The following is a 25,259-nucleotide window of genomic DNA, read 5'->3' on the forward strand; positions in this document are numbered from 1 at the left end:
AGTGAGTGGACCCCACATCAGCACCGGAAACCCGCCCCAGACGCCAACTGGGGCGGGTTTCCCACTGAATCCACTGGTCCACTGCATGAACATCATCGCTGATCACACCCAGTGGAGCGACTCAGTGGGCACCGAAGTGGGGATCCACTGACGTCGAGCCGATCCACTGGGCCATCCACTGGCGATCCACTGACCACACACCACCACAGATATTACTTACCGTCACATTTTGGGGAGGCTCTGTCATGCCCAGATACAGCCCGGAGGACGCGGCGCTGCTGGCGCTGGCCGCGCACGAGGTCGGGCACGCCGTCGCCTGCCAGGCCGCCGGGTTGCGGGTCGCCGAAGTGCGGCTGCTGCCCGACCGCGGCTGGGTCACGCACAAGGCGGCTGACCCCGGCGACCAGGACCAGGTCGACGGCGAGCTGGTGACACTGCTGGCCGGGCGAGAGGCCGGGGCCCGCTGGGCCCAGAAACACCACGGGATGTGGCGCGGGGACGCGCTGCGCTGGTCCCGCGGCTGCTCCGCCAGCGATCTGGCGCTGTTCCGCCGGGCGAAACGGACCGCGTCGGTGTCGCCGTCCCGGCTGGAGTCCCGCGCCCGGTCGCTGGTCGCCCGGCAGTGGGGGCGGATCGATCGGCTGTCCCGCCAGCTCGCCGACTCCGGGCGCCTGCCGGTCGGCCAATTCAACTGACCACGGAAGGAGTCCGTCATGGGGTTGTTCAGCCCTGCCCGCGATCCGGACGACCCGGAGCAGCTGGCGACCGCGGTGCACGAACTCGGGCACGCGTGGGCGTGGAAGGACGCCGGGTTCACGGTCACCGAGATCCGCTTCACCGGCGACGAAGGCTCGGTCACCCTCGCGAAGGTCCGGGAATCGGACTGGGATCACCAGGCCCGGCGGGAGTACGCGATCGGCTGCTGGGCCGGGTTCGAGGCCGAAGACCGCTGGCGCCAGGCACACCGGGCCGGGCGGGCTCGCCGCGGGCCCGCCGCGTTCGACATCAAGAACTTCAAGAACGTCACCAAGGGGCTCAGCCCATCTCTCTCGGAGGGCAAAGCGCGCTCCCTGGCCCGAAAACGCATCGCGGCGCGCTGGTCGCAGATCCTGCGCCAGGCCCCGGTCCTGGTCCGCGACGGCCACATCTCGATCTGACCCCGGCTGTCCCCGATCACGGGGTCCGCGGGCCCTTCACCACACACGTTCGCCGGACCGGCGGCAGGCGCTCCACCACCCTGCCGGTCCGGCGGCACCCATCACCGCAAGGAGGCTCCTTCATGTTCCTGCCCATGCCCCCCGATCTGGCCGACACCGACGCCTACGCCTGCCTCGGAGTGCGGCATCCCGCCGCGCTGGTGCTCGACGGCAGCGTGTTCGCGGTCGGGTTCACCCGGCCCGACGCCGCTCGCGACGCCATCGGCGCGGCCGCGCTCGACCTCGGAGTGCCGCCCCCGACCCGCGACGACTCGGCACAGTTTCGGCTGGCCTGGTTCGCCTACACCCACGCCCTGCGTTCCGGCGACCCGGTGATGCGCCGCGCCGTCCCGGGCGAGGACGGCGCGTTCCCGGTCATCGTCTGGCGCGCGGTCGACATCGACACCGCCCGCGCCCTGCACGCCGGTGTCGGCGGTCTGGCGGTGGCGGCGTGATCGCCCGCACGATCGGCGCGCTCGCCGTCGCCGCCGCGGTCGCGGCCACGCCGGCCGGATGCCGGGATTCGAAAACCCCGTCGGCTCCGAAGCCGACGCCGGCCGCCGCCGACCACGGCACCACGCGGATCGACGCCGCCGCCGTCCAGGCACAGCTGGCACGGTTGCGGGTCGCCGCCGAAGACACCGGCAACCCCTACCGGCGCGCGGAGTGGCCGCACTGGGAGACCGTGTCCGGTGCCTGCGACGCCCGCGAACACGTCCTCACCATCCAGGGCACCGGGGTGTCCACCGGCCCCGGCTGCAAGATCACCGGCGGCCGCTGGGTCTCGCCGTACGACGGGATCACCGTCACCGACGCGAAAACCCTCGACGTCGACCACGTCGTCCCGCTCGCCGAGGCCGCCCGCTCCGGCACCCGGACCTGGTCCCGCGCCGACCGCCAGCGCTACGCCAACGACCCGCACGTCCTGGTCGCGGTCACCGCGAAATCCAATCGCAGCAAGGGCGACTCCGACCCCGCCAAATGGCTGCCCGCCAAGGACAAGTGCGGCTACCTCTCCCGCTGGGTCAAGACCAAGCACGACTACCGCATGACCGTCGACCAGACGGAGCGTGACGCGATCGCCGCCGTGCTCCGCCGCTGCTGAAAGGACGAACCCATGACGATCTCCGAAACCACAGCAACCGCCGGGGACCGGTTCACGGTGGGCGAGGACGAAGACGGCACCATCCACGTCATCGGCGACGCCACCCCGGCCCAAGCGCTGGCCGCGATCCGCCGCTTCACCGCCGCCGAGGGCGACCCAGGCCCGGCCGCCGACGCCACCGACACCCTGACCACCGGGTGGTACGTCCCATCCGCATCGGTCGGCGACGAGGACGACCCCGTCTACGAACGCGTCGCCGCGGGCACTCCCGGCGCCGTGCTGTTCACGTCGTGGCGTTCGTGGTGACCGTGGCATGGCTGGCGGCAAACCCGCGACGCGCTACGCGGCCACCGACGTCATCGAGTGGCTGCGTGACATCGAGTACGCCGACCCCGACGCCGCCAGGCAGTCGGGCCGCGCGGTGGCGCGGGCGTGGAACGACCGCGAGTTCTACGCCTCCGCCACCGCGCTGCCGATCGCGCGGTGCCTGCGCGCCTCGCCGGAGATGACCGGGCCGCTGGACGCGCTGCTGTCCCGGCTCGCGCGCCGGTTCGCGGTGCACCTGCACGAATGCCCGGCGTGGGACCCGAAACCCCTGTGGCGGAAAGAGATCCGTGGATGACTGACGCCCACCGCGACGCGCCGATGAGGACTGCCGGGGAGACGCCGATCTTCCCGCTCTGGCAGGCCACGAGTCGATCGTCGCAACGGTTTTCGCAACGGGTTCCGCAACGGCGGCCCGCAACCATCGAGTTGTCCAGATGACACCGACGAAAGGAAGCTACCTGTGCACGGCAATCAGGAGACCCCCGCTCAGGAATGCCTGCGACACCAGCAGAGCATCCACCCGGCCGAATACGTCGAGTTCTGTGGCCGCTGTGGTCACGCCACCGGCGGCGGCTACGGCCACCTCACCGGGTGGTGCACCGCCGACGGCAGAAAGCAGACCGAAGACCACTTCTGCTGCCCCGGATCCTGCCAGCTGCAGGACGGCACCAACATCAACCGGGACGCACCGTGTCACCCGAACCCGCGTGACCTCGCGCGCTGGATCGCCGACACCAACGCGGCATGGGAAAAACGCCGCCGGTAACCGGCACGCACACACATCCACGGACTCGCTCCGGCCGACCTCGACCGGGGCGAGTCCGTCAACCGGGCAGCGCCCGGCCGCGCTACCGCGCCATGTCCCGTTCGCACAAAGGAGATCCGTGGATGAGTGACACCCACCGCGACGCCCTGACGCGGGCGGCGCTGGAGATGGCTGGCAGAGGGATACCGGTCTTCCCGCTCTGGCCCGGAACGAAGATCGCCGCCTGGCACCGCCCGGCCCGCTGCCCCGGCACCGGGGCGTGCGCCGACGGGCACGCCAACCCCGAAGACCTGGCTACCCTCGACCCGGACCGGATCCGCTGGCGCTGGTCGGACCGGCCGTGGAACGTCGGAGTCTTCCCCGGGCCCGCCGGCCGGATCGTCGTCGACTGCGACCAACCCAAGACCGGCGGAGGCCCGGACGGCTGGGAACAGTTGCAAGAGCTCGCCGCCGACCGTGGCGGGCCGCTGCCCGACACCTGGACCGTCACCACCCCGTCGGGTGGGCGGCACTTGTGGTTCCGGGTGCCGCCCGGGTGCCGCCTGCGCGGCACGGTCAAGCACATCGCGTCCCATGTGGACACGAGGTGCTGGGGCACCTACGCCCTGGCGCCCGGGTCGGTGTTCGAGGGCGGCGCCTACGAACTGTTCGACGACACCAGCGAAGCCGAGCTCCCCGGCTGGCTGATCCAGGCCAACGTCGAGCACGCCTCCACCGCCCTCTCCGGGAGCGGTGAGAAGCCCGTGAAAGCGCCGGACGCCTACGTGGCGGCCGCGTTGCGGGCCGAGACCGACCGTGTCCGCCGGGAGCCGCTGGGGCAGCGGAACAAGGTCCTGTGCACCGCGGCCTACGCGCTCGGGCAGCTGGTCGGCGCCCGGGTGCTCGACGAACACCTGGCCCGCGCCGAACTCCACGCGGCCGTCGCCGCCTGGGGCACCCCGGAGTCGCGGGTGAAAGACCACGGGGTCATCGAGACCTCGCTGGCGGCCGGGGCCCGCAACCCCCGCCGTATCACCGGAAAAGCGGCCTGAACACCGGGCCGCACGTATCACCGAACCGCAGTATCCCGTCGAAGGAAGGAAGCACTGTCATGTCTGTGAACAGCCGCTGGGAAGACACCGTTCGCGACGCGATCATCAGCCTGGAACGCGGCAAGGGCGACTGGGTACCGATGGCCGACCTCCGCCAGAAACTCGACCTGCGAGGCACCAGCCGCGCCGTGCAGGAGGAGCACCTCAACCGCATGTCGCAGAACGGCAAGGTCCGCTTCGGAACCGGTGGCCGCATCAAGTGGGTCGGCAAGCGCTGACCCCGTTGCCCGCCTGAGCCTCCCCACGCCCGGCCGTCGACCGACGGCCGGGTTTCACCGCACCGAAAGGAAACACCCTCATGTCGAACGACCGTTTCGAGTGGACCGTCAAGGGCGACGAGATCGTGCAGGGCGGCTTCAAGCGCACCGCCGCCGAAGCGTGGACCGTTGCGGGCAAGCGCGCCGCCGCGCACCTCAAGACCAGCATCGACTCGGCGACGGTGACCGTCGGCGACGAGACGATCGCCGTCACCAAGGCCACGCTCGCCCGGGAGATCGCCGCCAAGGTCAGGGCCAGCAAGTAGTCCTTCGCCGTTCTCCGCCTGAGCCTCCCGCCAGCTCGCCACGGCATCGCACCACCAACCCACGCACACCCCGGCCGTCGACCGGCGGCCGGTCTTTCACCGCACCGGAAGGAAACCCGCCATGCCGAACACCGCCTTCGCCTGGTCCGTCACGGGCAACACCTTCGTCAAGACCGGCAGCAAGCCCACCGCCAAGGCCGCGTGGACCGCCGCACGCGACTACGCCGACCCGCGCCTCAAGGGCGTCGGGGACATGGTCGCGCTCACCGTCAACGGCCTCACCACCTCGGTCACCAAGGCCACGCTCCACAGCGTGGTCCGCGAACGCATCACCGCCGCCAGCAAGTAGCCACCCAGCACGACGCGAGGGCCCACGCAGCACCGGCTGCGCGGGCCCTCGCCGCGTTCGACCGAAAGGAGGGGCCGCGTGCCACGCGCGACCCTGATCGCCACGATCGGCCCGTGCGGGGCCGGGAAGACCACCTGGCGCCGCCGTCACGCACCCGCCGCCGCGGTGGTGGTGTCGCTCGACGAAACCCGGGCGGCGCTGTCGGCGTGCGGCTGTTCGGCGAACCAGGCCGTCAACGCCGCCGCCGTCGAGGCCGCCACCGCAACCACCCGCGAGGTGCTGGCGGCCGGCGGCACCGTCGTCTGGGACACGACCGCCTACCAGCCGCGGTTCCGGGCCCATCTGCTCGACCTCGCCGACGAGGCCGGGGCCCGCACGGTCGGGCTGGTGGTGCTGCCGCCGCTGCTGACCGCCCTGGCCCGCAACGCCCGCCGGGACCCCACCGTGTGCCCGCACTGCGGATACGCCCGCCGCGTCCCCGACCCGGTCGTCTGGCGCATGCACCACGCCATCACCACCGCCCTGCCACGCCTGCCCGGCGAGGGCTGGCACGAACTCCGGTTCCTCGACCTGCCGCCCTACCTGCGCACCCGCTGAAACCCGTTGCACCACAAGCGAAGGAGACCTGTCATGGCCGTCATCGTCCACCGCTGTGCCTGCGGGCACCTCGACAACGTCCACGCCTTTCCCGACAAGGACGGCAACCGCCGCTGCCACATGGCCGGATGCCGCTGCGTCGACTCCCAGCCCGGCGCCCCGGAGATCATCCCCACCTGGTCGACCGGAACCACACCGTTCGGGACCGCGCTGCCGAACCCGGACATCGTCCCGCCCGGCAAGGAAGCCGGGTTCGGGCGGGCGTGTGACTGCGACGACTGCCAGGGCCTCTACCGCGCCGAAACCGCACCGGCGGGGGTGAGCGCGTGAACCCGCTGCCCGACACCAGCCCATTCTCCGAGCGGCTCGACGTGCAGGTCCGGCCGGATCTGCTGTCGGATTCGGTCGCCGTGTTCAACTCCACCGGCACGCACCGCTACCTGCTCACCCGCCGGTGGGGAGCGGGCGACTCGCTCACGGTGATCATGCTCAACCCCTCGACGGCGGACGCGTTCGCCGACGACCCGACCATCACCCGGATCACCCGGTTCGCCCGCCGCGACGGCTACGGCGGGCTGGTGGTGCTCAACCTGTACGGGCTGCGCGCCACCGACCCCGTCGAACTGGCCCGCGCCGGCGATCCGGTCGGGCCGGACAACGACACGATGATCGCCGGATGCACCTGGGACACCACCCGGCCCGTCCTGGTCGCGTGGGGCGGGATCGCCTACCAGCCCAGGCACCGAGCCCGCGTCGCCGCCGTCGTCGACGACCTCACCGGGCGGGGCGTGCCGCTGTGGTGCCTGGGCCGCACCGCCGCCGGGCACCCCCGGCACCCGCTGTACCTGCCCGCCACCGCGCCCCTGGGCCCGTGGTGGCTGCCGCCCGGCTCCTCGACCACGACCGTTCCGGAGGTGACGCGATGACCTACACCGTGCTGGACGACTTCGCCGGGTTCGGCGGCAGCTCGCAGGGGATCACCGCGGTGCCCGGGACGGAGCTGTCGATGGCGGCCAACCACCTGCCGCTCGCGGTCGAGGTGCACTCCGCCAACTTCCCGGACGCTGAACACTATTGCGGAGACATCGCCAAGGCCGACATCAAGAGCTGGCCGCGGGTGGATCTGTTCTGGGCGTCGCCGTCGTGCCCGCCGTGGTCGGACGCGCGCGGGAAGAAACGCGACTTCGACCGCTCGACCCAGGGTGTCCTGTTCGACCCGGAGGTCGGGGCGGTGGCGACCGACCCGGCGACGGTACGGGCGCGGGCGCTGATGGAGGAGATCCCGCGCTACATCAAGGCCATGTGGCTCAAGGGCAAGCCTGTCCTCGGTGGCGTGGTGGAGAACGTGGTGCAGGTGACCAAGTGGGACCAGATCGGCCGGTGGCGCAAGGAGATCGAGTCTCACGGCTACCGGACGCGGTGGATCGCGCTCAACGCCATGCACGTCACCGGCCCGGTGCTGGGAAAGGTCGCGCAGTCCCGCAACCGCGGCTTCCTGGCCTACTGGCTGGAGGAGTTCGGCCGGGCCCCCGACTGGGACAAGTGGCTGCGCCCGAAGGCGTACTGCCCGGACTGTGACGAGTGGGTGTCGGCGTTGCAGGTGTTCAAGAAACCCAAGGCGTACATGGGCGTCTACGGCATCCGCAACGGCCAGTACGTCTACCGCTGCCCGCGCTCGACCTGCCGTCACCGGATCATCGAGCCGCCGGTGATCGGCGCGGAGACGATCATCGACTGGTCGCTCGACCCCGGGCCGAAGATCGGCGAACGCGCCGACCACGGCAAGGACCCGCTCGAACCCGCGACCATCGCGCGGATCGAGGCCGGGCTGGAGCGGCACGCCCGGCCGATGCTGGCCCCGGCCGGGGGCACCTGGCGCGAACACGCCACCCCGCTCGACGTGCCGATGCCCACCCGCACCACCCGCGAGACCGACGGGCTGGTGGTGCCGCCGCTGCTGGTCCCGGTCGCCAAACGCGCCGGGGTCAACATGGCCTCCACCGTGGAGGAGCCGATGCGGACGCAGACCACCCGCCGCGAGGTCGCCATGGTGATGCCGCCGTTCATCTCCCTGATGCGCGGCGGCGGGTCAAAGCAGACCGCCTACCCGGTCACCGGACCGATCCCAACCGTGTCCGCGCAAGGCAACCACCACGGCCTGGTCGGCCCGCCGGCCGATCCGTCGATGCTGCTCGCCTACTACAGCAACCGCGGACTATCCCCGGTGTCCGAACCGGTCGGGACGCTCACCACCCGCGACCGATACGCCGTCGTCGGCGGCGACACCCCGCCCGTCGACCAGTGCACGTTCCGGATGCTGTCCGCGAAGGAAGTCGGGCGCGGCATGGGGTTCCGGCCCGACTACCGCGTCAAGGACGGCATCAGCAAACGCGACGAGGTCCGCGGCTACGGCAACGCCGTCCCGCCCGCCATGTCCGAAGTGATCGTCTCCGCGCTGGTGGAGACCTTCTCCGGGGAACACCTGGAACCCGCCGCGTGACCCGGCGGGCGCACCACCCGCACGACCGAAGGAGGCTTGATGTCCACATCCGAACCCAGCAGCACGCCATCCAGCGGGGGCACGCCGTTGTGGGTCATCGGGGACGACGGCCGCCCGGTCCTGCGAGTCGGTGAAGAGGACCCGGAGATGATCCGGGTCCTCACCCGCGCGCTGGACGGGCGGATCATCCCCGGCAGCTACGTGGCCGACGGTGCACCGGTCGTGCTGGAGGAGATCTCCGGCGCGGCCGGGCCCGTCGCCGCCGACGACGACGCCGCCCTGCCCATCACCGCCTCGACGCTCAAACCGTCGCTGTTCGCGGCACTGCTGGCCGAACACGCCACCGTGCTGGGGACGAAGAACGGGAAACCGGCAGAGGTCACCCCAGCCGGGCCGGTGCTGTCCGCGGTGCTCGCCCGCCGTTCCTGGCCGGGTCTTCCGGTACTGAACGGGATCATCTCCACCCCGGTACTCCGTCCCGACGGGACGCTGTTGCAGCGGCCCGGATACGACCCGGACACCAAGTTCTATCTCGCCAGCAACACCCACCTCGCGCCGGTCCCGGACAAGCCGAGCGCCGACCAGGTCGCGGCCGCGCGGGAGTTCCTGCTCGACACCTTCCTCCGGGACTTCCCGTGGCGCACACCAGCCGACAAGGCCAACTACATGGCCCTGCTGGCCACCCCGCTGATCCGGCCCTACACCCGCGCGCTGTCGCCATTCGGTCTGGTCGAGGCGTCCATGCCCGGGTCAGGGAAAACGATCCTCACCGGCTGCGTCGGGCTGCTGGTGGGGCAGACCGTGCAGAACTGGACCGAATCGGAGGACGAACTGCGCAAGACCATCACCAGCGTGCTGGCCGAACCGTCCGGGGTCATCGTGTTCGACAACATCAAGGAGGGAACCGCGCTCGATTCCGCCACCCTCGCCCGGTTGATGACCGAACGGTCGTGGTCGGACCGGAAACTGGGCACCAACACCGCGCCGACCTACACCAACGACCGGCTCTGGCTGGCCACCGGGAACAACCTCCGCACCGGCGGCGACATGGCGAGCCGGACGGTGTGGGTGCGGCTCGACCCGGACTGCCCGCGTCCCGAGGCGCGCAGCGGGTTCACCATCCCGAACCTCGATTCCTGGATCCTGGAACCGAAAAACCGGGCGATCGTGCTCCGCCACCTCCTAGTGCTCATCCTGGATTGGACCAACCACGGCGCACCGGAAGCGTCCGGCACCATCCCGCAGATGCGGCAATTCACCGCCTGGGCCAAACACCTCGGAGGATTCCTCGAACACCATGGAATCGGCCATTTCCTGGCCAACGCCGAATCCGTGCGCGGCCTCGACGAGGACAACGCGGAATGGATGAACTTCCTGCACACCTGGCACGAACTGCACGGCAACCGGCGCCTCACCGCGCAAGAACTCCGCCAGTCCGGCGAACCCACCGCGGGCACCGACCCCTGGGCCGGGACCTTTCCCGCCGACCGGTCCGGGAAGCCGCTCTCCGCCCGGTCGCTGGGCAAGAGGCTGGCAGGTCATATAGACCGCTGGCACACCGACATCGTTCTACGCAGCGTGATCGACAGTCACCACAACTGCCGCACCTACTGGACCGAACCGTTCCAGCCCGCCGGGAACGACGACACGACCGAAAACCGCGACAACTAACCCTGACCAGCAGGAACCCGCCATCCCGCTCGCGCGGGATGGCGGGTTTGCGGGTTTGGAGGTCTCACGCCCGCATGTAAACCCGCAGGCATATACGCAGGTCAAGTGCCACTTTGCGGGTTTGCGGGTTTGCGGGTTTGGTTTCAGCCCCCACGCCCCTAGGGCTCTGGAGCGATCCCCACACCTGAGGACAAGTCAGCTACACACCGTCACTGCGAACTGGCCGCCGGACCGTAACCGGCGGCCAGTTCGCCGTGCCCGAACGGAAGGGCTCTTTCGATGTCCCGCACACACGATCCGAAACGCGCCGAGTGGCTCACCATCGCCGAAGTGCTCGCCGAGCTTGGCGGCGGTCTGGCCCGTTCCACTTTCAACGAATGGCGGGCGAAGAAGGTGGCGCCCCGCTGCATCAAGCTCCCCAACAACCAGATCCGCATTCGGCGCTCCGATTTCGAGAGCTGGCTTGAGGATCGCACCGAGGAGGCCGCATGAGCGAAACCAGCTACGACGTCAAGATCTGGAATATCGAGACGCGGCGCGGGAAAAGGAAGACCTCGTATCGCGTGGTGTGGTTCGTCGCCGGGCAACGCTTCGACGAGAAGCTGGACACCTACGCGCACGCCGAAAGCGTCCGCTCGGATCTCGTGGCCGCCGCTCGACGCGGCGAAGCGTTCCATTGCACGCGAGGGCTGCCCGTGTCGATGCTGCGCAACGAGGCGGACATGCCGTTCTTCGCGTTCGCATGCAAGTACATCGACATGAAGTGGCCGCGCGCGGCAGCGAAATCACGTGCGGGTAATGCCGATGCGCTGGCGTCGGCATTACCCGCCATGCTCCGGACCACACGGGGAAAGCCCGATGACAAGGTGCTCCGCCGCGCGCTCACCGGATGGGCGTTCAACGCGAAAAGGCGTGATGACGCCAAGCCGCCGGAGATTGAGGACGCGCTCAAGTGGGTGGCCGTGAACACGCTGCCGACGTCACGGCTGAGCGATCTGGCGAAGCTGCGCGAAGTCCTGGACCAAATTTCGTTGAAGCTCGACGGGAAGCAGGCCGCGGCCAAGACCGTCGGCCGGAAACGCGCGGTCATCCACAACATGCTGGAGTACGCGGAGGAGTTGAAGCTGGTGATGGCGAACCGTCTGTCCGAGGTGAAATGGACGGCCCCGAAGACTGTGCGGGCGATCGACAAGCGCGTGGTCATCAATCCCAGCCAGGCGCGCAAGCTGCTAGCGGCGGTCGGGGCACAGAAGGTCGACACGGCACCGCGTCGTTCGTCCGGCCCGATGCTCAAGGCGTTCTTCGCGGTGATGTACTACGCGGCGCTCCGGCCGGAAGAGGCCGCCATGCTGTCCAAACCGGATCTCCAGTTACCAGAGCGCGGATGGGGTGAACTGCTCCTGTCCGAGACGGCGCCGATCGCGGGTGCCGCGTGGACCGACTCCGGTGGCCGGCGTGACCGTCGTCAGCTCAAGCAACGTGGTCGAGGCGAGGTTCGCACCGTGCCGTCTCCTCCGCCGCTCACCGCGATCCTGCACGCACACCTGGCGGAGCACGGCGTGGCGGGGGACGGACGGCTGTTCCGGAACCTTGTCGGCGGTGAGCTCGCCGAGTCGACGATCGCGAGGGTCTGGGACAACGCGCGGCGGGCGGTGCTCACCGATGCCGAGTACAGCTCGCCTCTGGGCAGGCGGCCGTACGACCTTCGGCACGCCTGCGTCTCCACGTGGCTGGCGGGCGGCGTCCCGTCCACCCAGTGCGCCGAATGGGCCGGGCACTCCGTGGCGGTGCTGCATCAGATCTACGCCAAGGTGATCGCCGGACTGGAATCCGCCGCCCACCAACGGATCGAGAAAGCCCTGGGCTGGACGGAGGGCATGGACGAGGACTAGTGACGCCGCCTGATGCCGCGTGCCGCGAAATTTGGGGGCGTATTGGGGGTGGCCACCCGTAGGACACCGGTTTCAACCGGTCGCAGCCGGACAACACGACACCGGCCCCTCACCTGATTTTGCCTGGTGAGGGGCCGGTTTTCGCTGGTCATTCTGCGTGCCCCCGGTGAGATTCGAACTCACACTGGACGGGTTTTGAATCCGTTGCCTCTGCCAGTTGGGCTACGGGGGCGGTGCCCGGTGAACTTTACGGGATCACGGGAGCGTGCCGTTCGCCGGGCCCGGGAGTGTGACGACCGTCTGACGTGGTGAACGCCATCTAGCCGTCTGGATCGTTCCCGGTAGGCTTCAGGTTCGCGGACAGACCGCGAGCCGAACTGCCCGACGACCTTCAGGAGGACCCCGGTGACCGAGCAGGCTGCCGAGGCCAATGGTGCCGTCGCCGCACCCCAGCGGCGGGTGCTCGTGGCCGAAGACGAGGCCCTCATCCGTCTGGACCTCGTCGAGATGCTCCGCGAAGAGGGCTACGAGGTGGTCGGTGAGGCCGGTGATGGCGAGCAGGCCATCAACCTGGCCACCGAGTTGAAGCCCGACCTGGTGATTCTCGACGTCAAGATGCCGAAGCTCGACGGTATCGAGGCTGCTTCCAAGATCACGGGCGACCGGATCGCGCCGGTCGTCATCCTGACCGCGTTCAGCCAGCGCGATCTCGTCGAGCGGGCCAGGGACGCGGGCACGATGGCGTATCTGGTCAAGCCGTTCGCCAAGCGTGACCTGGTGCCTGCCATCGAGCTGGCCGTGAGCCGGTTCGCCGAGCTGCAGGCGCTGGAATCCGAGGTCGCGGGCCTCACGGACCGGCTCGAGACGCGCAAGGTCATCGACCGCGCCAAGGGGCTGCTGATGAGCCGTCAGGGGCTTACCGAGCCGGACGCGTTCCGGTGGATACAGCGCACCGCGATGGATCGCCGTACCACGATGAAGGCGGTCGCCGAGGCCGTCGTCGAGAGCATCGGCTGACGAACCCGCGAAGAAGGCCACCTCCGTCGGCGGAGGTGGCCTTTTCCGTGTTCAGAGACCGCTCGCCAGCCGCATCACCCAGTAGACGTCGGTGTTCTCGACGGTGCCACCCAGCCGGGTGGCACCGGGGCCTTCGGCGGTGACCGGGGTGTCGGCGCCGGTGTGGTCGTGCGTCGTCCAGTCCACCGTGAACCGAAGCTTCGAACCCGGTACGTCGAAAGGACCGTCCTGGTCGGGATCGGTGTCGGAGGCGTCGTGGTTCTCGATGCTCAATCCGCCCGTCTCGTGGTCGCCGCCGATGATCACCAGCGTGTCGGGGTGCGTGCGGACGAACCGCAGGACCTCGGCGACGGTGGCGTCGAGTGCGCGGCCCGCGTCGATCACGCCGTGCGCGTTGTTCTCGTGCGACATCCCGTCGGTCCCCTCTTCCTCCAGGAACAGGAAGAAGCCGCGCGGGTTCTTCGAAAGGGTGTCGAGCGCCTTGCGCGCCATCTGCTGGAGCGGCACGCGCGGCGCGTACTTCCCGACGCCGTCGGGGCCGTAGTCGACCATGTCCTCGTTCGCGAACAGGCCGAGGATCCGGTTCGCCCGCGTGGTCCGCAGTTCGTCGCCGTCGCGCACGTAGGTGTAGCCCGTCCGCCGTGCGCGTTCGACCAGGTTGCCGTAGGGGCTGCGGCTCTCCTCCCCCGGCTTGTCCGGCCAGAGCCCGGGGTCCCCCTTGGGATACCACCAGTCCTCACCGCCGCCGAGCAGGACGTCCGGGCGGCTGTTCTCGATGTACTGCTTCGCGATGTCGCTCTGCGAGTCCCGGCTGGGCACGTGCGCCGCGAAGGCCGCCGGCGACGCGCCCGTCACCTGCGCGGTGGTGACCAGGCCGGTCGACTTCCCCGCCCGTTTCGCCCGTTCGAGAATCGTCTCCAGCGGGCGCCCGTGGCCGTCGACCCCGACCGCGCCGTTGCGCGTCTTGTGCCCGGTCGCGAGCGCGGTGGCCGCCGCGGCGGAGTCGGTGACGATCTCGTCGGGGTCGTCCGAAGCCGTCCGTACGAGACCGGTGGCCGTGAGCCCGTCCATCGCGAGCCTGCCGTTCTTGCCCTTGAGCGCCAGCCGGAGCAGATCCCGCTGACCTAGGCCGAGGCCGTCGCCCTGGATGTAGATGATGTTGCGCGCCGGCCGCGCGCCGGACCCCGCCGTCGTCGTGTCCGCGACGGCGGCCGAGCCGCCGCACAGGACCACCAGAACCGTCGCCGCCGCAAGACCACGTCCGCGCACATCGCCTCCTATTAGTTAGGAACCTTTCCTAACAGAGAGGGGCGGCTCGTTCAACCTCGCAGAATGCCCGCGTCGTGCGCCAGGATCGCGGCCTGGACGCGGTTCGCGCAGCCCAGTTTGGCGAGGATGCGGCTGACGTGGATCTTCACCGTGCCGTTCGACAGCCGCAGCTCCCCCGCGATCTCCGCGTTGCCAAGCCCTCGCCCCACCCGCACCAGGACGTCGAGCTCCCTGGCGGTCAGCGCCTCGATCCTCCGCCTGGCCCGTGCGGCGTTGTCGGCGTCCGCGGCGTCGGTGTCGCGAAACCGGTCGATGACCTGCTTCGCGATCCGCGGTGACAGCACCGCCTCGCCGTCGGCCGCGGACCGCACCGCCTGGATGAGCTGCGCCGGATCGGTGTCCTTCAGCAGGAAACCGGCCGCGCCGGCACGGAGGGCGCGGGCCACGTAGTCCTCGTCCCCGAACGTGGTGAGCATGATGACCCGCACGTCACGGGCGATCTCCTCGACAGCGGCGAGCCCGTCCGTGCCGGGCATCCTGATGTCCATCAGCGCGACGTCGACGGGCATCCGTCGGACCACGTCGATCGCCTCCGCGCCGTCCGAGGCCTCGGCCACGACCTCGATGTCACCCGCCTGGTCCAGCAGGAGCCGCGCCCCGGCACGGAGCAGCGGTTCGTCGTCGGCGAGCAGTACCCGGATCATGGCGTCTCCTCCGGCACGGGGACCTCGAACCAGGTCTTCTCCACCAGCCCCAGGTCACCGAAGCAGAACCGGAAGATCGCCGCGGTCTCCGCGTCGGGCGGATCGGCGGCCGAGACGTAGACGCAGTAGCTGTCGGCGGGTATCGGCGGCTCGTACCCCTCCGCCGCGACGTGCGCGGACGGCTCGTTCGGGCCGAACCACGCCTCGACCTCCTCCGGCGTCATCCCGATCTTCACGCTGGCGAGCGGATCCTCGCGGTCCGCGGGGGTGAGTGGCGGGACGAAGGCCAGCGTCGTGAGCAGCAACGCGGCGACGGCGGCCAGACCGGTCGTCAGCAGCAGACCGGCCTGGATCCGGACCGGCCGCTCCTCGCCCGGCTCTTCGGCGAGGGGCGCGTTCGCCCGCGGCGGCAGCTCGGCCGTGACGGCGAAGCCGCCTTCCGGATCCGGCCCGGCCGCGAACGTCCCGCCGAGGAGACGGACCCGTTCGCGCAGTCCGCTCAGCCCGCGCCCGGTACCGGGTAGCCGCTCCGCCGCCACTTGCTCGGCACTGTTGCGCACCACGACCTTCACCCGGCCGGGACCGTGGTCGACGACGACGGTGACCGGTGCTCCGGCGGCGTGCTTGTGCACGTTGGTCAGCGCCTCGCGCACCAACCGGTGCACGGCCCGGCGCACCGGTGGCCGGACGCCGTCGAGGTCGGCGCCTCGCCAGTCGAACGTCACGTCGAGGCCGGCATCGCGCGACGACGCCACCAGACCGGCGATGTCCGCCTTGGTACCGGCGGCGTCGGTGGCCTCGGCGGGGTCGGCCGGTTCCCTGCCCGGCCGCAGGATGCCGAGCGACTCCCGCAGTTCTCCGAGCGCGAGTTTGGCCGTCGACCGGACGTGCCCGGCGGCCTGGCGCAACTCGGGATCCTTGCCCTCGGCGGCGACTTCCAGCGCGCCGGAGAACATCGTGATGAGGCTGAGCCGGTGCCCGAGCTGGTCGTGCATCTCCTCGGCGAGCCGCGAGCGTTCCTCCAGCCGGGCGCGGTCGCGCAACGCCACCACCAGCGCCGCCTGCTGCGCCTGCATCGCACCGGCCAGCGCGGGCAGGACGAGACACGAGACCGTCGAAACGGCGATCACCACGAGGACGTACTGCCAGCGGAAAGCGGGCTGGGTGAGCAGCACGACCGCGGCGGGCAGCAGCGCCATGAGGCCGAACAGCGGCCACCTCCGCCCCCGGGTCCCCGCCGTATGCGCGACGACCGCGAGCGCGACGCCGGTCGCGGGGAACAGCCCGAACAGCACGGTCGCGGCGAGCAGCGCGGACACCGTGAACCGGCGGCGCAGCAGCACCAGGAAGACGGCGCAGGCGATCACCGCGGCCAGCACCGCCGCCGACGGCGAGAACACGTCCGGCCAGCCCCACACCGGCAGCAGATCGGCGAGGAAGACCGTCACGCCCGCGACGAATCCGGCCAGGAGTACCTCGGCGAGCACCGCGCCGAGCCGCCGGTCGAGCATCTTCACGCGTCCAGCATCACACGGGACCGCTGATGCAGCGGGCCGGGGCGGCGGGAATCGTCAAGTCGACCAGATACCGGCTGACGGCATCGTCCACACAGGACGACGTTCCGCCGAAGACGGCGTGCCCGACGTCCTCATTGGACAGAAGCACCGCGGATTTGAGGGTCTCCGGAAGCCGCTGTGCCCAGCCGTATGGCGTCGCGGCGTCCTTCGTGGTGCCGACGAGCAGGATGGGCGGCGCGCCCTCGGCCCGGACCGTCCGTGAAGGAGCCGGCCCGGTGGGCAGGAAGGCGCAGCCGAGCGCTTCCGTTCCGGACGAGAGCCGGGAAGTGCGGCGGAGCTCCCGCGCGGCGTCCTCGTAAGCGGCCAGGTCGGTGGGATGGGCACGGTCGAGGCAGTTGACGACGGTGAGCGCGTCGGTCGTGTCGGCCGACTCCGGCTCGTCGGCCGGCGCGTCGGCCGGCTCAGCCTCCGGAGCGTCCAGGTTCAGGATGAGTTCGGACAGATCCGCCCAGTCGGCCGGAAAAGTGAGTTTCGCGGCGATTTCCTGGCGGGCGTCGGCTCCCTCGCCCGCTTTGTCGGTTTTGGCCAGCACCCGGTCCACGGTGGCGAGGATTTCGGTCGCGTCCCGGCCAGGGCACGGCTTACCCGTCCTGGCGGCGCACTGTTTCGCGTAGGTGAGCAGGGTGTCTTCCACACTCTTCGTCTGCTCGACGGTGTCGGCCCGCCAATCGAGATAGGTGTTGTCGACGCCGTCGAGCACCATGGCGCGGATCTTCTTCGGGAACCGGTCGGCGTACAGCTGCCCGATCCGCGTGCCGTAGGAGTAGCCGAGATAGTTCAGTTTCTCCTGGCCGGTGACCACGCGCAGGACGTCGAGATCGCTGACGACGTCGTCGGTGCCCAGATGCCGCAGGACGTTTTCACCCGTGTTCTTCAAGCAGGCCTCGGCGTACTGCCGGACTCCCGGCACCGCCGCGCCGATCAGCGGCAGGCCCTCGGGAGCCTTCGAAGCGGGTTCGCCCTCGGGGTCGCAGCGGAGCCGCGGCTCGCTGCCGCCGATCCCCCGGGGATCGAAGCCGACCAGGTCGAACCGGGCCCGGACCGCGGCGGGCCAACTGCCCGCGATGTCCTTCACCATGGCGACCCCGGATTGCCCTGGGCCACCCGCACCCGCGACGAGCGTGCCGAGCCGCTCCCCCGGCCGGGTCGCCACGGCCTTGATCACCGGCAGCGTGAACTTCGGCCCGTCCGGCCGCCGGTAGTCCACGGGCACGGTCAGCTTCGCGCACTGGAGGGTTTCGCAGGGACGCCAGTCCAAGGTCTGGCGGTAGAACGACGCCAGCGCGGCGTCGTTCTCCGGTTGGTCCACTTCGGTCACCGGCGCCGGACTTCCTTGCGACGCGGTACATCCAGCACATCCGGCGACCAGCGCGATCGACAGCACCACGTATTTCCAGCTCACTCGTAACTCCTGCCTTCGGGACACCGGACGATCCAACCCCGGCGCCCGCCGCGCGCACGACCCTCGACGGGATGGAAAAGGGTGCCGTCGTCGGCCACGGGGACTAGGCCGAAAGACATACCCACGAGCGATGAGATCCAGACCACACGATCGGGTCGTGACGATCACCGCGCGGCTGGGTCTATGGAGTGTGGAAGCGAAGAACTTCCACCGCAGGCAACGGAATCCGAACCGAGGAGATCGCGATGACGAACACCGCCACCACCGCCAAGCCGAGCTCGAACTCCGCCGCTCCCGCCGAGAACAGCGCGCTCGTCTCCACGCAGGGCGTGACCACGATCGCCGACACCGTCGTGCAGAAGGTCGCCGGCCTCGCGACCCGTGAGATCACCGGTGTCCACGCGCTGGGCGGCGGCGCCGTGCGGGCGTTCAACGCGTTGCGCGAGCGCATCCCGGGCGCCACCGCGTCCGCCGGGCAGGGCGTCTCCGTCGAGGTCGGCGAGCGCCAGGCCGCGGTCGACCTGCAGATCGTCGTCGAATACGGCGTCGCGATCGCGGACCTCGCGAAATCGGTGCGCCGCAACGTGATCGGCGCGGTCGAGCAGATGACCGGGCTCGAGGTCGTCGAGGTCAACATCAACGTGTCCGACGTGCACATCCCCGGCGACGACGAGGCCGACGACAACGCCGAATCCGGCCGCGTCCAGTGACCATCGGCGCCGGTCCGCGCCAGACAGCAAGGAGAACGTTCATGAACGCCACCCAACTCGGCCTGTTGACCGGTCTCGTGCTCGGCGTGGCCGGCGCGTTCGGCGGCTTCGGCGCCTTCCTCGTCGTGCTCGTGCTCGCCGCGCTCGGCCTGCTGGTCGGCCGGTTCCTCGACGGCAAGCTCGACCTTTCGGCCCTGGCGGGCCGCGACAGGGGCTGATCGCCATGACGACCATGACCGCCGCCGCGCCCGGAACGGACGGGCGCGGCGGGCTGACCGTGGCCGACGGCGCCGTCGAACGGATCGCCGCGCGGGCCATCACCGAACTCGAAGGCGTCGGCGGCGCGGCCTCGCGGGTGCTCGGGATCGCGGTCGGCGGCGAAGACCTCGACCAGGGCGCCAAGGTGAGCGCGCACGTCACCGGTTCGACGACCACTTTGGACGTCCGGCTCTCGGTGAAGTACCCGCTTTCGGTGCGCGCCACCACCGAGACCGTGCGAGAGCATCTGATCCGCCGCGTGGGCGGGCTCTCCGGCCTGACCGTCACACGGGTCGACATCACCGTCACGGCCCTGCACTCCGCCGAGACCGAAACGAGGAGGGTCCGATGAAACGGCGTCCCCGCCGCAGCGTCCCGGCCGTACTGGTCGCCCTCGTGGTGCTCGCCGGAAGTGTCCTGGCCGCCACGGTCGCGGTCCAGACGATCCTCGGGAAGAAACCGTGGATCGGCTACGACGCCGTCGCGTCCGCGTTGCACGGTATCCGGTGGAGTGATCCGCTTCCGGCGATCGCCGGCGGCGTGGTCGCCCTGCTCGGTCTGCTGCTCCTCGTGAGCGCGATCGTCCCGGGAAAGCCGACCGTGCTGCCGCTCGAAGGCGGCACGGACTCGGGTGCTTCCCGGCGCAGCTACCGATCGACCCTGCGCACCGCGGCGTCCACTGTGGACGGTGTCTCGACGGCGAAGCTGAAGGTGAAGCGGCGCGGGATCGTTTCGGTGGTGACCACCGGGCGGACGAACACGGCGGGGCTCGCCGACGCCGTCCGCGCCGCCATCGAGCACCGCCTCGCCCAGATCCGCCCCGCCACCGTTCCCGCCGTGCGGGTGCGGGTCAAGGCCACCAGGAGCGCGTCATGACCGATCTCAACCGTCCCGCCCGGCTGAACCGCACCCTGCTGGTGCTGACCGGGCTCGTGCTGATCGCCGGTGGCGGGTTCGCCGTCGGCACCCATTTCGGCCGCGTCCCGCCGCTCGATCCCGGCGCCACGCTCGTCCCCGGCACCGCCATGCCACCCGGCTGGGTCTGGTACGCCGTCGCCGGGGGCGCGGTGGTCCTCGGCCTGCTGGCCCTGCGCTGGCTGATCGCGCAGCCGGTCCGCAAACCCAAGTCGCACACCTGGCGCTTCGAGCACGACACCGGCCGGACCGCGCTGGCCGCGAGCACCGCGGTGGAACCCTTCACGGCGGAGGTCGCGACCTATCCCGGCGTCCACGCCGCGCACGCCACCCTCGGCGGCAGCCAGGACGCACCGGTGCTGGCCGTGGTGCTGAGCGCCGAACAGGACGGTGATCTGGCCGCGATCCGCGAGCGGATCACCGAAGAAGGCCTGCCGCGCTTGCGCCAGGCGCTGGATCTCGGCGAGCTTCCGATGACCATCGAGTTCCGCTTCTCCGCGAAGGCCGGGCCCCGGGCTCGATAGAGCACCTAGGCCAGGTTCACCATCACGACCGCCGGAACCGTCGGCGCGGCCGAGCCGCCGGCGGGTTCCGCGGTGATGCCGACCCGGTCGATCCCGTCCGGCAGATCCGCGAGGACCGGGTGAGTCCGATGTGGACCGTCCGGCGCCAGCAGACCGGCGGAACGCACCCCGCTCGCCCCGATGAGCCACACCTGGTACGCCTTGCCCGCCGCCAAGGGCGGGAGTTCACCGGCCAATACGACGATCTTGCCCTGGCTCCGCGAGGTCACGACCGTGGTCGTCCCGCGTTCGGCGCTCTTGGCCGTCGAGGCGTCGGGCGCGGCGAGCACGGCGTCGACGGCGGTCGGCTGCTGTCGCCCGGGGTCGGTGTCCGTGGTGACCAGACCGAACACCAGCGCTCCGACGGCGGCAGCCGCGGCGCCCCACAGAGTGATCCGTGTCTTCACGGCCCCGCCGCGACGCGCGACCGCGGGCGGCCACTGACGGGTGCGGGAAACCCGCGTGAGCGTCGCTTCCCGCAGCCTCCCCGGAGGCGCGCTGGCCAGCGCCCTTCCCAGCCGCGCGGCGGTCTCCCTGAATTCCCGGACCTCCTGGCCGCATGCGGGACAACCCCGCAGGTGCCGTTCGAACGCCGCGGCCTCTTCCGCCGGGACGGCGTCCACGGCGTAAGCCCCGGTCAACGTGTGCAGCTCCGCCGTCATTGCCCCACCCCCAGGCAGTCGCGCAGCCGGATCAGGCCGTCGCGGATGCGGGTCTTCACCGTGCCGGGCGCGGTGTCGAGCACCTCCGCGACCTCCGGGTACGTGTAGCCGTTGTAGTAGGCCAGCACCACCGATTCACGCTGCAGGTCGGTCAGCGCGGACAGGCACTGGCGCACCCGCTGCTGTTCCAGGTTGCTGATCGTCGACTCGGCGACCTCGTCGAAGGGGCGCCGGAAATCGAGCCTGCCCGCGCGGTCGTCCCGGTCGAGCGCGGCCTGATGCGACCGCACCCTGTCCACCGCCCGCCGGTGCGCGATGGTGAGCACCCAGGACAGCGTGCTCCCCTTGCCCGGTTTGAACCGCGCGGCCGTCCGCCACACCTCCACCAGGACCTCTTGGGTGACCTCCTCGGCGAACGTGCCGTTGCGCACGACCCTGTTCACCACTCCCCACACCGGCCCCGCCACGACGTCGTACAGCTCGGCGAACGCCTGTTCGTCGCCTGCCGCGACCCGTTGCATCAAGCTCGTCTCGGCGGGCACCGTTCCGGTGCCGCCACTTCCGCGCGGACTCGTCCGCACACCCTCGACCATCAAGCCGCCTCCACCTCACCCGACGCCCGGCTACGCGGTTGCCAGGGCGTCCGGGAGGGATTCGGTGCCGGGAGCGGATCGGACTGGTCCCGGAGCTAAGCCTGTTCTTCGAGCACGTTGTCCATTGTGGACTTCAGCTGCCGCAGGAAGCCCTCGAAGCGTTCGATCTCCTCCGGCGGATACTCCGCCACGAGCGCCGCGAGCCCGGCGCTGAACGGGCCGAAGAACTCCCGCGCGGGCGCCTGGATGTCGGTGCCGCTGCGCAGGGTCACCACCCGGCGGTCGGCGTTCTCCCTGGTCCGCACCACGTAACCGAGGTTCTCCAGCCGGTTCAGCAGGTTCGTGGTCGCGCCGGAGGTCAGGGCGATGCGTTCGCCGAGCCGGGCAGGCGACAACGGCGAGCCGGTGTCTTCGGCGTAGAGGATCTCCACCAGCGCGGCGGCGTCGGTGGCGTGCAGCCCGAGCCAGTCCGCGAACCGGCGGGTGAACTCGGTGTAGTTCGCCCCGAAGCTCCGGAGGCCGTCCAGGAGCGACGCGCTCCGCGCCGCGACATCGTCCGCCATCACCCCTCCTCGGTTCCGTGCTTTGACAACCTACCGGCCACAAATATACCTTCATGGTGAAGCTACTTTCTCATGAAGGAGTTCTTGTGCTCCCCGATCCGTTCGCCGCGTCGGCCCGTGGCATCACCGAACCCGACCCGGTCCGTCCCGCGCTGCGGACCACCGGTCCCCTCGTCGAAGTGGCCGCCCCCGAGGGCGGAAGCGCGTGGATCGTCACCGAAGAGGCGCTGGCCCGCGAAGTCCTCTCCGACCCCCGCGTCGCCAAGGATCCGGCGCTGGCCCCGGCGGGCTGGAGGGGGCTCGAACAGACCGCCGCCGAACAGCCGTCCCTGACCACGCTGGACGGGCCTGAACACACGCGTTTGCGGCGAGCACATGCCCCGCTGCTGAGCGCCAAACGGATCCAGGCGCAAGCGGACCGGGTCCACCGGATCGCGCACGCCCTGCTGACGGAACTCGGCGGCGGGACCGTCGACCTCATGGACGGCTTCTCCACCCGGTTCCCGCTCACCGTGCTGCTCGACCTGCTCGGCATCCCGCTCGATCTGCTCGACGCCGCCGTCGACGCGTGCCGTCGCATGTCGGACCCCGAGCCGGGTGCCCAGGGCAAGGCGATCGCCGCGATCGCGGACCTCGCCGCCGCGGGGCTGAGCCCGAACCGGCAGGGACTCGCGACGGAACTGCGCGACAGCCTCCCGCCCGGGACGTCCGAAAAGGACCTGCGGTATCACCTGTTCGCGTTGATCTTCGCCGGGCAGCTGACCACCGACGCCTCGATCGGCTTCCTGATCTCGCGGCTGCTGAACGGGGACAAGGCAGCCGTGAACGACCTCGTCCGCGAAACGCTCAAGGACCATCCGCCCGCGCCGTTCACGTTGTGGCGGTTCACCACCGAGGAACTCGACCTCGCCGGGATCCGGCTCCCCGCCGGGGCACCGGTGCTCGTCGACATCCAGGGCATCAACACGGACCCGGCGAGGAAACCGGGTCCGGACCTGACTTTCGGCGCGGGGCCGCATTTCTGCGTCGGCGCCCAGCTCGCGCAGCTCGAATTGCGGGCGGTGGCGACGGTGCTGCGCACGGACTTCCCCGGAGCCCGGCTCGCCGTGCCGTACCGCGAACTCCGGCAGACGTTCCTCGGCGGCATCCAAGGCACGCGGATCACGAGCCTGCCGGTGCGGCTGCACGGCTGAACCGGGCCGGGGCGCGGGAAACCGCCGCCCCGGCCCGGAAGGAAACGCTACTTCTTGAACGTGTCGCGGAGTTTGTCCGCCGCGTCGCCGACCGCGTCCTTCACGTTCTCGACGGCGCCCTTGAGACCGGCCTTCGCCTGGTCCGCCTGACCTTCCGCGCGCAGTTCGTCGTTGCCGGTGGCGTCGCCGGCGGCCTCCTTGGCCTTACCGCCGAACTCCTCGGCCTTGTTGCTGATCTTGTCGCCCAACGACATCGTGTCCTCCTCCGGATCGTGCGCCTTACGTCCGAAGGACAAGCGAAGATCGGGATTCGTCACGCGCACGGACGGGTGATCGCCCTCACCGGAGCAGAGACGTCACCGCGTCGGCGAACACTTCCGGTGCCTCCTGGGGAACGTTGTGCCCCACCCCTGGCAGCACCCGGTGCTCGTACGGCCCGGTGAAGTACTCGCGGTCGCCCTCGGCGCTGGGCCCGCCGATGCCGTCGTCCCCGCTCTCCAGCACGACCGTCGGCACCGTGATCGCCGGTTCCCCCGCGATCAGGTCTTCGAGCGCCCGATACCGCGGATCACCCTCCGCCAGACCGAACCGGTACCGGTACGAATGGACGACGACGTCGACGAAGTCCGGGTTGTGGAGGCTGGGGGCGCTCGCCGGGAACGCCGCGGCGGCACCGGCCCAGGTCGGCGACCAGGTGCGCCACAACAGCGCGCACAGCTCGTCGCGATTCTCCGTCAGTCCGCGGCGGCCGCGCTCGGAATGGAAGTAGTACTGATACCAGTAGGTGCGTTCCCATTCCGGCGGCGCCGGTTCCCCGGCGTAAGCGAGGTTCTGGACGTTGTAGCCGTCCACCGACACCAGTCCGCGCACGCGCTCGGGCCGGAGCGCGGCCACGATGCACGCCGCGCGGCCGCCCCAGTCGTAACCGGCGACGACGGCGTCTTCCAGTCCCACCGCGTCCATGAAGTCGATCAGGTCCTGCGCGAGCGCGGCCTGCTGCCCGGAGCGGGGCGTGGCGTCGTCGAGGAACCGCGTCCCGCCGAAGCCGCGGAGATACGGGACGAACACCGAGGCGCCGCCCGCCGCGAGGACCGCGGCGACCTCGTCGTAGGCACGGACGTCGTACGGGAAGCCGTGCAGCAGGACCACCGGCGCCCCGCCCGCGTCGCCGAGGTGTTCGTATGCGATCTCCAGGACCGGGATGGCGACGCGCTTCGTGGCCATCAGCCGGACCAGCCGCTCAACCTCGTCAAAAGCCGTTCCAGGACCTCGGGATCGGCGCCGACGGGCTCACCGGAGACGGGTTCGTCGACCAGCGTGCGCCGGTCGCCCCGCCTCGGCAGCCGGACCTGTCCGGCGGACAGGCCACCGGGCAGCGGCAGCTCGCACCAGACGGTCACGCCGCCGGTCGCGCTCGGCGCCACCCCGGTCCGCTCGCCGGGCGCGGGCGTCGGCACCGGAAGCCCGTCGAGCTCGTGGTCGACCTCGATGACCAGCACGTCCGACCGCAGGCGCAATCTCAGCGTCAGGAACGGCGGCTCCTTCGGATCGGCCGCGTCGACCAGCGTGCCCACCAGTCTGGCGGCGGCGGTCTTCGCCTGATCGAGCAACGGCCGCAAGGACCAATCCGACAAGATGAGACGGACGAAGAGCTCGGAACACAACACGGCGTTCGGTTGTGCCACCAGCCGGAGGTCGTCCATCTGGGAAGTGCGCGCGCTCAAACCAAGGCCTTCCTCGTCGACGTGCGAGCGTGCATCATGCCACTCCATCCGGTGAACCCGTCGATCAACCCTTTGGTCCAGTGAACCGGCGC

General features: G+C 70.4%; 35 protein-coding genes and 1 tRNA gene. 25 read left to right on the forward strand and 11 right to left on the reverse strand.

The window, feature by feature from the left end; translation table 11 throughout:
• Positions 1 to 245: 245 nt before the first annotated feature.
• From ACFWIW_RS14075 to ACFWIW_RS14160, 18 genes are all read left to right on the forward strand, one after another.
• Positions 246 to 695 carry a hypothetical protein gene (locus ACFWIW_RS14075; protein WP_378368799.1) on the forward strand — a complete coding sequence of 150 codons (450 nt, stop codon included), beginning with the start codon at positions 246 to 248 and terminating at the stop codon, positions 693 to 695.
• A gap of 18 nt (positions 696 to 713) precedes the next feature.
• Entirely contained in the window at positions 714 to 1,157 is a 444-nt protein-coding gene (locus ACFWIW_RS14080) for a hypothetical protein (protein ID WP_378368800.1), read from the forward strand.
• A gap of 122 nt (positions 1,158 to 1,279) precedes the next feature.
• Positions 1,280 to 1,651 (forward strand): hypothetical protein, encoded by a 372-nt coding sequence (locus tag ACFWIW_RS14085; protein ID WP_378368801.1) that lies wholly within the window; start codon positions 1,280 to 1,282, stop codon positions 1,649 to 1,651.
• Complete coding sequence (locus ACFWIW_RS14090) at positions 1,648 to 2,301, forward strand: HNH endonuclease family protein (protein WP_378368802.1); 654 nt, start codon at positions 1,648 to 1,650, stop codon at positions 2,299 to 2,301. The genes ACFWIW_RS14085 and ACFWIW_RS14090 overlap by 4 nt, the downstream gene beginning before the upstream one ends.
• A 12-nt stretch (positions 2,302 to 2,313) precedes the next feature.
• Positions 2,314 to 2,607 (forward strand): hypothetical protein, encoded by a 294-nt coding sequence (locus ACFWIW_RS14095; RefSeq protein WP_378368803.1) that lies wholly within the window; start codon positions 2,314 to 2,316, stop codon positions 2,605 to 2,607.
• Between the two features lie 7 nt (positions 2,608 to 2,614).
• Positions 2,615 to 2,923 carry a hypothetical protein gene (locus tag ACFWIW_RS14100; RefSeq protein WP_378368804.1) on the forward strand — a complete coding sequence of 103 codons (309 nt, stop codon included), beginning with the start codon at positions 2,615 to 2,617 and terminating at the stop codon, positions 2,921 to 2,923.
• 165 nt (positions 2,924 to 3,088) lie between these two features.
• A complete protein-coding gene (locus tag ACFWIW_RS14105; RefSeq protein WP_378368805.1) occupies positions 3,089 to 3,394 on the forward strand; it encodes a hypothetical protein in 306 nt (101 codons plus the stop codon).
• Positions 3,395 to 3,516: 122 nt separating this feature from the next.
• Entirely contained in the window at positions 3,517 to 4,425 is a 909-nt protein-coding gene (locus tag ACFWIW_RS14110) for a bifunctional DNA primase/polymerase (RefSeq protein WP_378368806.1), read from the forward strand.
• A gap of 59 nt (positions 4,426 to 4,484) precedes the next feature.
• The gene (locus tag ACFWIW_RS14115; protein ID WP_378368807.1) at positions 4,485 to 4,703 is read left to right on the forward strand and encodes a hypothetical protein; all 219 of its coding nucleotides are present in this window, start codon (positions 4,485 to 4,487) and stop codon (positions 4,701 to 4,703) included.
• 80 nt (positions 4,704 to 4,783) lie between these two features.
• Entirely contained in the window at positions 4,784 to 5,008 is a 225-nt protein-coding gene (locus ACFWIW_RS14120; RefSeq protein WP_378368808.1) for a hypothetical protein, read from the forward strand.
• Positions 5,009 to 5,129: 121 nt separating this feature from the next.
• A complete protein-coding gene (locus ACFWIW_RS14125) occupies positions 5,130 to 5,357 on the forward strand; it encodes a hypothetical protein (protein ID WP_378368809.1) in 228 nt (75 codons plus the stop codon).
• Positions 5,358 to 5,435: 78 nt separating this feature from the next.
• Complete coding sequence (locus ACFWIW_RS14130) at positions 5,436 to 5,954, forward strand: AAA family ATPase (RefSeq protein ID WP_378368810.1); 519 nt, start codon at positions 5,436 to 5,438, stop codon at positions 5,952 to 5,954.
• Between the two features lie 33 nt (positions 5,955 to 5,987).
• Complete coding sequence (locus ACFWIW_RS14135) at positions 5,988 to 6,284, forward strand: hypothetical protein (RefSeq protein WP_378368811.1); 297 nt, start codon at positions 5,988 to 5,990, stop codon at positions 6,282 to 6,284.
• Positions 6,281 to 6,880, forward strand: a complete 600-nt coding sequence (locus tag ACFWIW_RS14140; RefSeq protein WP_378368812.1) for a DUF1643 domain-containing protein — start codon at positions 6,281 to 6,283, stop codon at positions 6,878 to 6,880. The genes ACFWIW_RS14135 and ACFWIW_RS14140 overlap by 4 nt, the downstream gene beginning before the upstream one ends.
• Entirely contained in the window at positions 6,877 to 8,454 is a 1,578-nt protein-coding gene (locus ACFWIW_RS14145) for a DNA cytosine methyltransferase (RefSeq protein ID WP_378368813.1), read from the forward strand. The genes ACFWIW_RS14140 and ACFWIW_RS14145 overlap by 4 nt, the downstream gene beginning before the upstream one ends.
• Before the next feature lie 39 nt (positions 8,455 to 8,493).
• The gene (locus ACFWIW_RS14150; RefSeq protein WP_378368814.1) at positions 8,494 to 10,125 is read left to right on the forward strand and encodes a hypothetical protein; all 1,632 of its coding nucleotides are present in this window, start codon (positions 8,494 to 8,496) and stop codon (positions 10,123 to 10,125) included.
• A gap of 279 nt (positions 10,126 to 10,404) precedes the next feature.
• Positions 10,405 to 10,617 (forward strand): helix-turn-helix transcriptional regulator, encoded by a 213-nt coding sequence (locus ACFWIW_RS14155; RefSeq protein ID WP_378368815.1) that lies wholly within the window; start codon positions 10,405 to 10,407, stop codon positions 10,615 to 10,617.
• On the forward strand, positions 10,614 to 12,017 hold the full coding sequence (locus ACFWIW_RS14160; RefSeq protein WP_378368816.1) for a tyrosine-type recombinase/integrase: 1,404 nt from the start codon (positions 10,614 to 10,616) through the stop codon (positions 12,015 to 12,017). The genes ACFWIW_RS14155 and ACFWIW_RS14160 overlap by 4 nt, the downstream gene beginning before the upstream one ends.
• Positions 12,018 to 12,175: 158 nt before the next feature.
• Here ACFWIW_RS14160 and ACFWIW_RS14165 read toward each other — a convergent pair.
• Positions 12,176 to 12,249 (reverse strand) — tRNA-Leu (locus tag ACFWIW_RS14165).
• Between the two features lie 173 nt (positions 12,250 to 12,422).
• On the opposite strand from ACFWIW_RS14165, the gene ACFWIW_RS14170 reads away from it, so the two are divergent.
• Positions 12,423 to 13,034 carry an ANTAR domain-containing response regulator gene (locus ACFWIW_RS14170; RefSeq protein WP_005157321.1) on the forward strand — a complete coding sequence of 204 codons (612 nt, stop codon included), beginning with the start codon at positions 12,423 to 12,425 and terminating at the stop codon, positions 13,032 to 13,034.
• Between the two features lie 51 nt (positions 13,035 to 13,085).
• Here the strand turns inward: ACFWIW_RS14170 and ACFWIW_RS14175 are convergent, their stop codons facing one another.
• The 4 genes from ACFWIW_RS14175 to ACFWIW_RS14190 are packed head-to-tail and all read right to left on the reverse strand — an operon-like array spanning position 13,086 to position 17,986.
• Entirely contained in the window at positions 13,086 to 14,303 is a 1,218-nt protein-coding gene (locus ACFWIW_RS14175) for an alkaline phosphatase (RefSeq protein WP_378368817.1), read from the reverse strand.
• Between the two features lie 50 nt (positions 14,304 to 14,353).
• Positions 14,354 to 15,007, reverse strand: a complete 654-nt coding sequence (locus tag ACFWIW_RS14180; protein ID WP_378368818.1) for a response regulator — start codon at positions 15,005 to 15,007, stop codon at positions 14,354 to 14,356.
• The gene (locus ACFWIW_RS14185; protein ID WP_378368933.1) at positions 15,004 to 16,518 is read right to left on the reverse strand and encodes a histidine kinase; all 1,515 of its coding nucleotides are present in this window, start codon (positions 16,516 to 16,518) and stop codon (positions 15,004 to 15,006) included. Before ACFWIW_RS14185 ends, ACFWIW_RS14180 begins: the two co-directional genes overlap by 4 nt.
• A gap of 16 nt (positions 16,519 to 16,534) precedes the next feature.
• The gene (locus ACFWIW_RS14190) at positions 16,535 to 17,986 is read right to left on the reverse strand and encodes an alpha/beta hydrolase (protein ID WP_378368819.1); all 1,452 of its coding nucleotides are present in this window, start codon (positions 17,984 to 17,986) and stop codon (positions 16,535 to 16,537) included.
• Between the two features lie 245 nt (positions 17,987 to 18,231).
• Here ACFWIW_RS14190 and ACFWIW_RS14195 point away from each other — a divergent pair, with 245 nt between their 5' ends.
• The 5 genes from ACFWIW_RS14195 to ACFWIW_RS14215 are packed head-to-tail and all read left to right on the forward strand — an operon-like array spanning position 18,232 to position 20,393.
• Complete coding sequence (locus tag ACFWIW_RS14195; RefSeq protein ID WP_378368820.1) at positions 18,232 to 18,696, forward strand: Asp23/Gls24 family envelope stress response protein; 465 nt, start codon at positions 18,232 to 18,234, stop codon at positions 18,694 to 18,696.
• A 41-nt stretch (positions 18,697 to 18,737) separates the two neighbouring features.
• Positions 18,738 to 18,914: a hypothetical protein gene (locus ACFWIW_RS14200; protein WP_016335849.1), complete on the forward strand. Its 177-nt coding sequence runs from the start codon at positions 18,738 to 18,740 to the stop codon at positions 18,912 to 18,914.
• A gap of 5 nt (positions 18,915 to 18,919) precedes the next feature.
• Positions 18,920 to 19,306 (forward strand): Asp23/Gls24 family envelope stress response protein, encoded by a 387-nt coding sequence (locus ACFWIW_RS14205; RefSeq protein WP_378368821.1) that lies wholly within the window; start codon positions 18,920 to 18,922, stop codon positions 19,304 to 19,306.
• Positions 19,303 to 19,830, forward strand: a complete 528-nt coding sequence (locus ACFWIW_RS14210) for a DUF6286 domain-containing protein (protein WP_378368822.1) — start codon at positions 19,303 to 19,305, stop codon at positions 19,828 to 19,830. The genes ACFWIW_RS14205 and ACFWIW_RS14210 overlap by 4 nt, the downstream gene beginning before the upstream one ends.
• Positions 19,827 to 20,393 carry an alkaline shock response membrane anchor protein AmaP gene (locus ACFWIW_RS14215; protein ID WP_378368823.1) on the forward strand — a complete coding sequence of 189 codons (567 nt, stop codon included), beginning with the start codon at positions 19,827 to 19,829 and terminating at the stop codon, positions 20,391 to 20,393. Before ACFWIW_RS14210 ends, ACFWIW_RS14215 begins: the two co-directional genes overlap by 4 nt.
• Before the next feature lie 5 nt (positions 20,394 to 20,398).
• Here the strand turns inward: ACFWIW_RS14215 and ACFWIW_RS14220 are convergent, their stop codons facing one another.
• The 3 genes from ACFWIW_RS14220 to ACFWIW_RS14230 form a co-directional block, all read right to left on the reverse strand.
• On the reverse strand, positions 20,399 to 21,094 hold the full coding sequence (locus tag ACFWIW_RS14220; protein WP_378368824.1) for an anti-sigma factor domain-containing protein: 696 nt from the start codon (positions 21,092 to 21,094) through the stop codon (positions 20,399 to 20,401).
• Entirely contained in the window at positions 21,091 to 21,687 is a 597-nt protein-coding gene (gene sigK, locus ACFWIW_RS14225; RefSeq protein WP_378368825.1) for an ECF RNA polymerase sigma factor SigK, read from the reverse strand. The genes ACFWIW_RS14220 and sigK overlap by 4 nt, the downstream gene beginning before the upstream one ends.
• A 95-nt stretch (positions 21,688 to 21,782) precedes the next feature.
• Positions 21,783 to 22,250: a MarR family winged helix-turn-helix transcriptional regulator gene (locus ACFWIW_RS14230; protein WP_378368826.1), complete on the reverse strand. Its 468-nt coding sequence runs from the start codon at positions 22,248 to 22,250 to the stop codon at positions 21,783 to 21,785.
• Positions 22,251 to 22,336: 86 nt separating this feature from the next.
• Here ACFWIW_RS14230 and ACFWIW_RS14235 point away from each other — a divergent pair, with 86 nt between their 5' ends.
• On the forward strand, positions 22,337 to 23,443 hold the full coding sequence (locus tag ACFWIW_RS14235; RefSeq protein ID WP_378368827.1) for a cytochrome P450: 1,107 nt from the start codon (positions 22,337 to 22,339) through the stop codon (positions 23,441 to 23,443).
• Between the two features lie 47 nt (positions 23,444 to 23,490).
• Here ACFWIW_RS14235 and ACFWIW_RS14240 read toward each other — a convergent pair whose 3' ends face one another.
• The 3 genes from ACFWIW_RS14240 to ACFWIW_RS14250 all read right to left on the reverse strand — a co-directional run bounded on the left by ACFWIW_RS14240 (position 23,491) and on the right by ACFWIW_RS14250 (position 25,167).
• Positions 23,491 to 23,697 (reverse strand): CsbD family protein, encoded by a 207-nt coding sequence (locus ACFWIW_RS14240; protein WP_034320799.1) that lies wholly within the window; start codon positions 23,695 to 23,697, stop codon positions 23,491 to 23,493.
• A gap of 85 nt (positions 23,698 to 23,782) precedes the next feature.
• Positions 23,783 to 24,667 carry an alpha/beta fold hydrolase gene (locus ACFWIW_RS14245; RefSeq protein WP_378368828.1) on the reverse strand — a complete coding sequence of 295 codons (885 nt, stop codon included), beginning with the start codon at positions 24,665 to 24,667 and terminating at the stop codon, positions 23,783 to 23,785.
• Positions 24,667 to 25,167 (reverse strand): hypothetical protein, encoded by a 501-nt coding sequence (locus ACFWIW_RS14250; protein WP_016335860.1) that lies wholly within the window; start codon positions 25,165 to 25,167, stop codon positions 24,667 to 24,669. The genes ACFWIW_RS14245 and ACFWIW_RS14250 overlap by 1 nt, the downstream gene beginning before the upstream one ends.
• Between the last annotated feature and the right edge of the window lie 92 nt (positions 25,168 to 25,259).

Source organism: Amycolatopsis sp. NPDC058340 (genome assembly GCF_042723975.1).
Lineage (GTDB): Bacteria > Actinomycetota > Actinomycetes > Mycobacteriales > Pseudonocardiaceae > Amycolatopsis.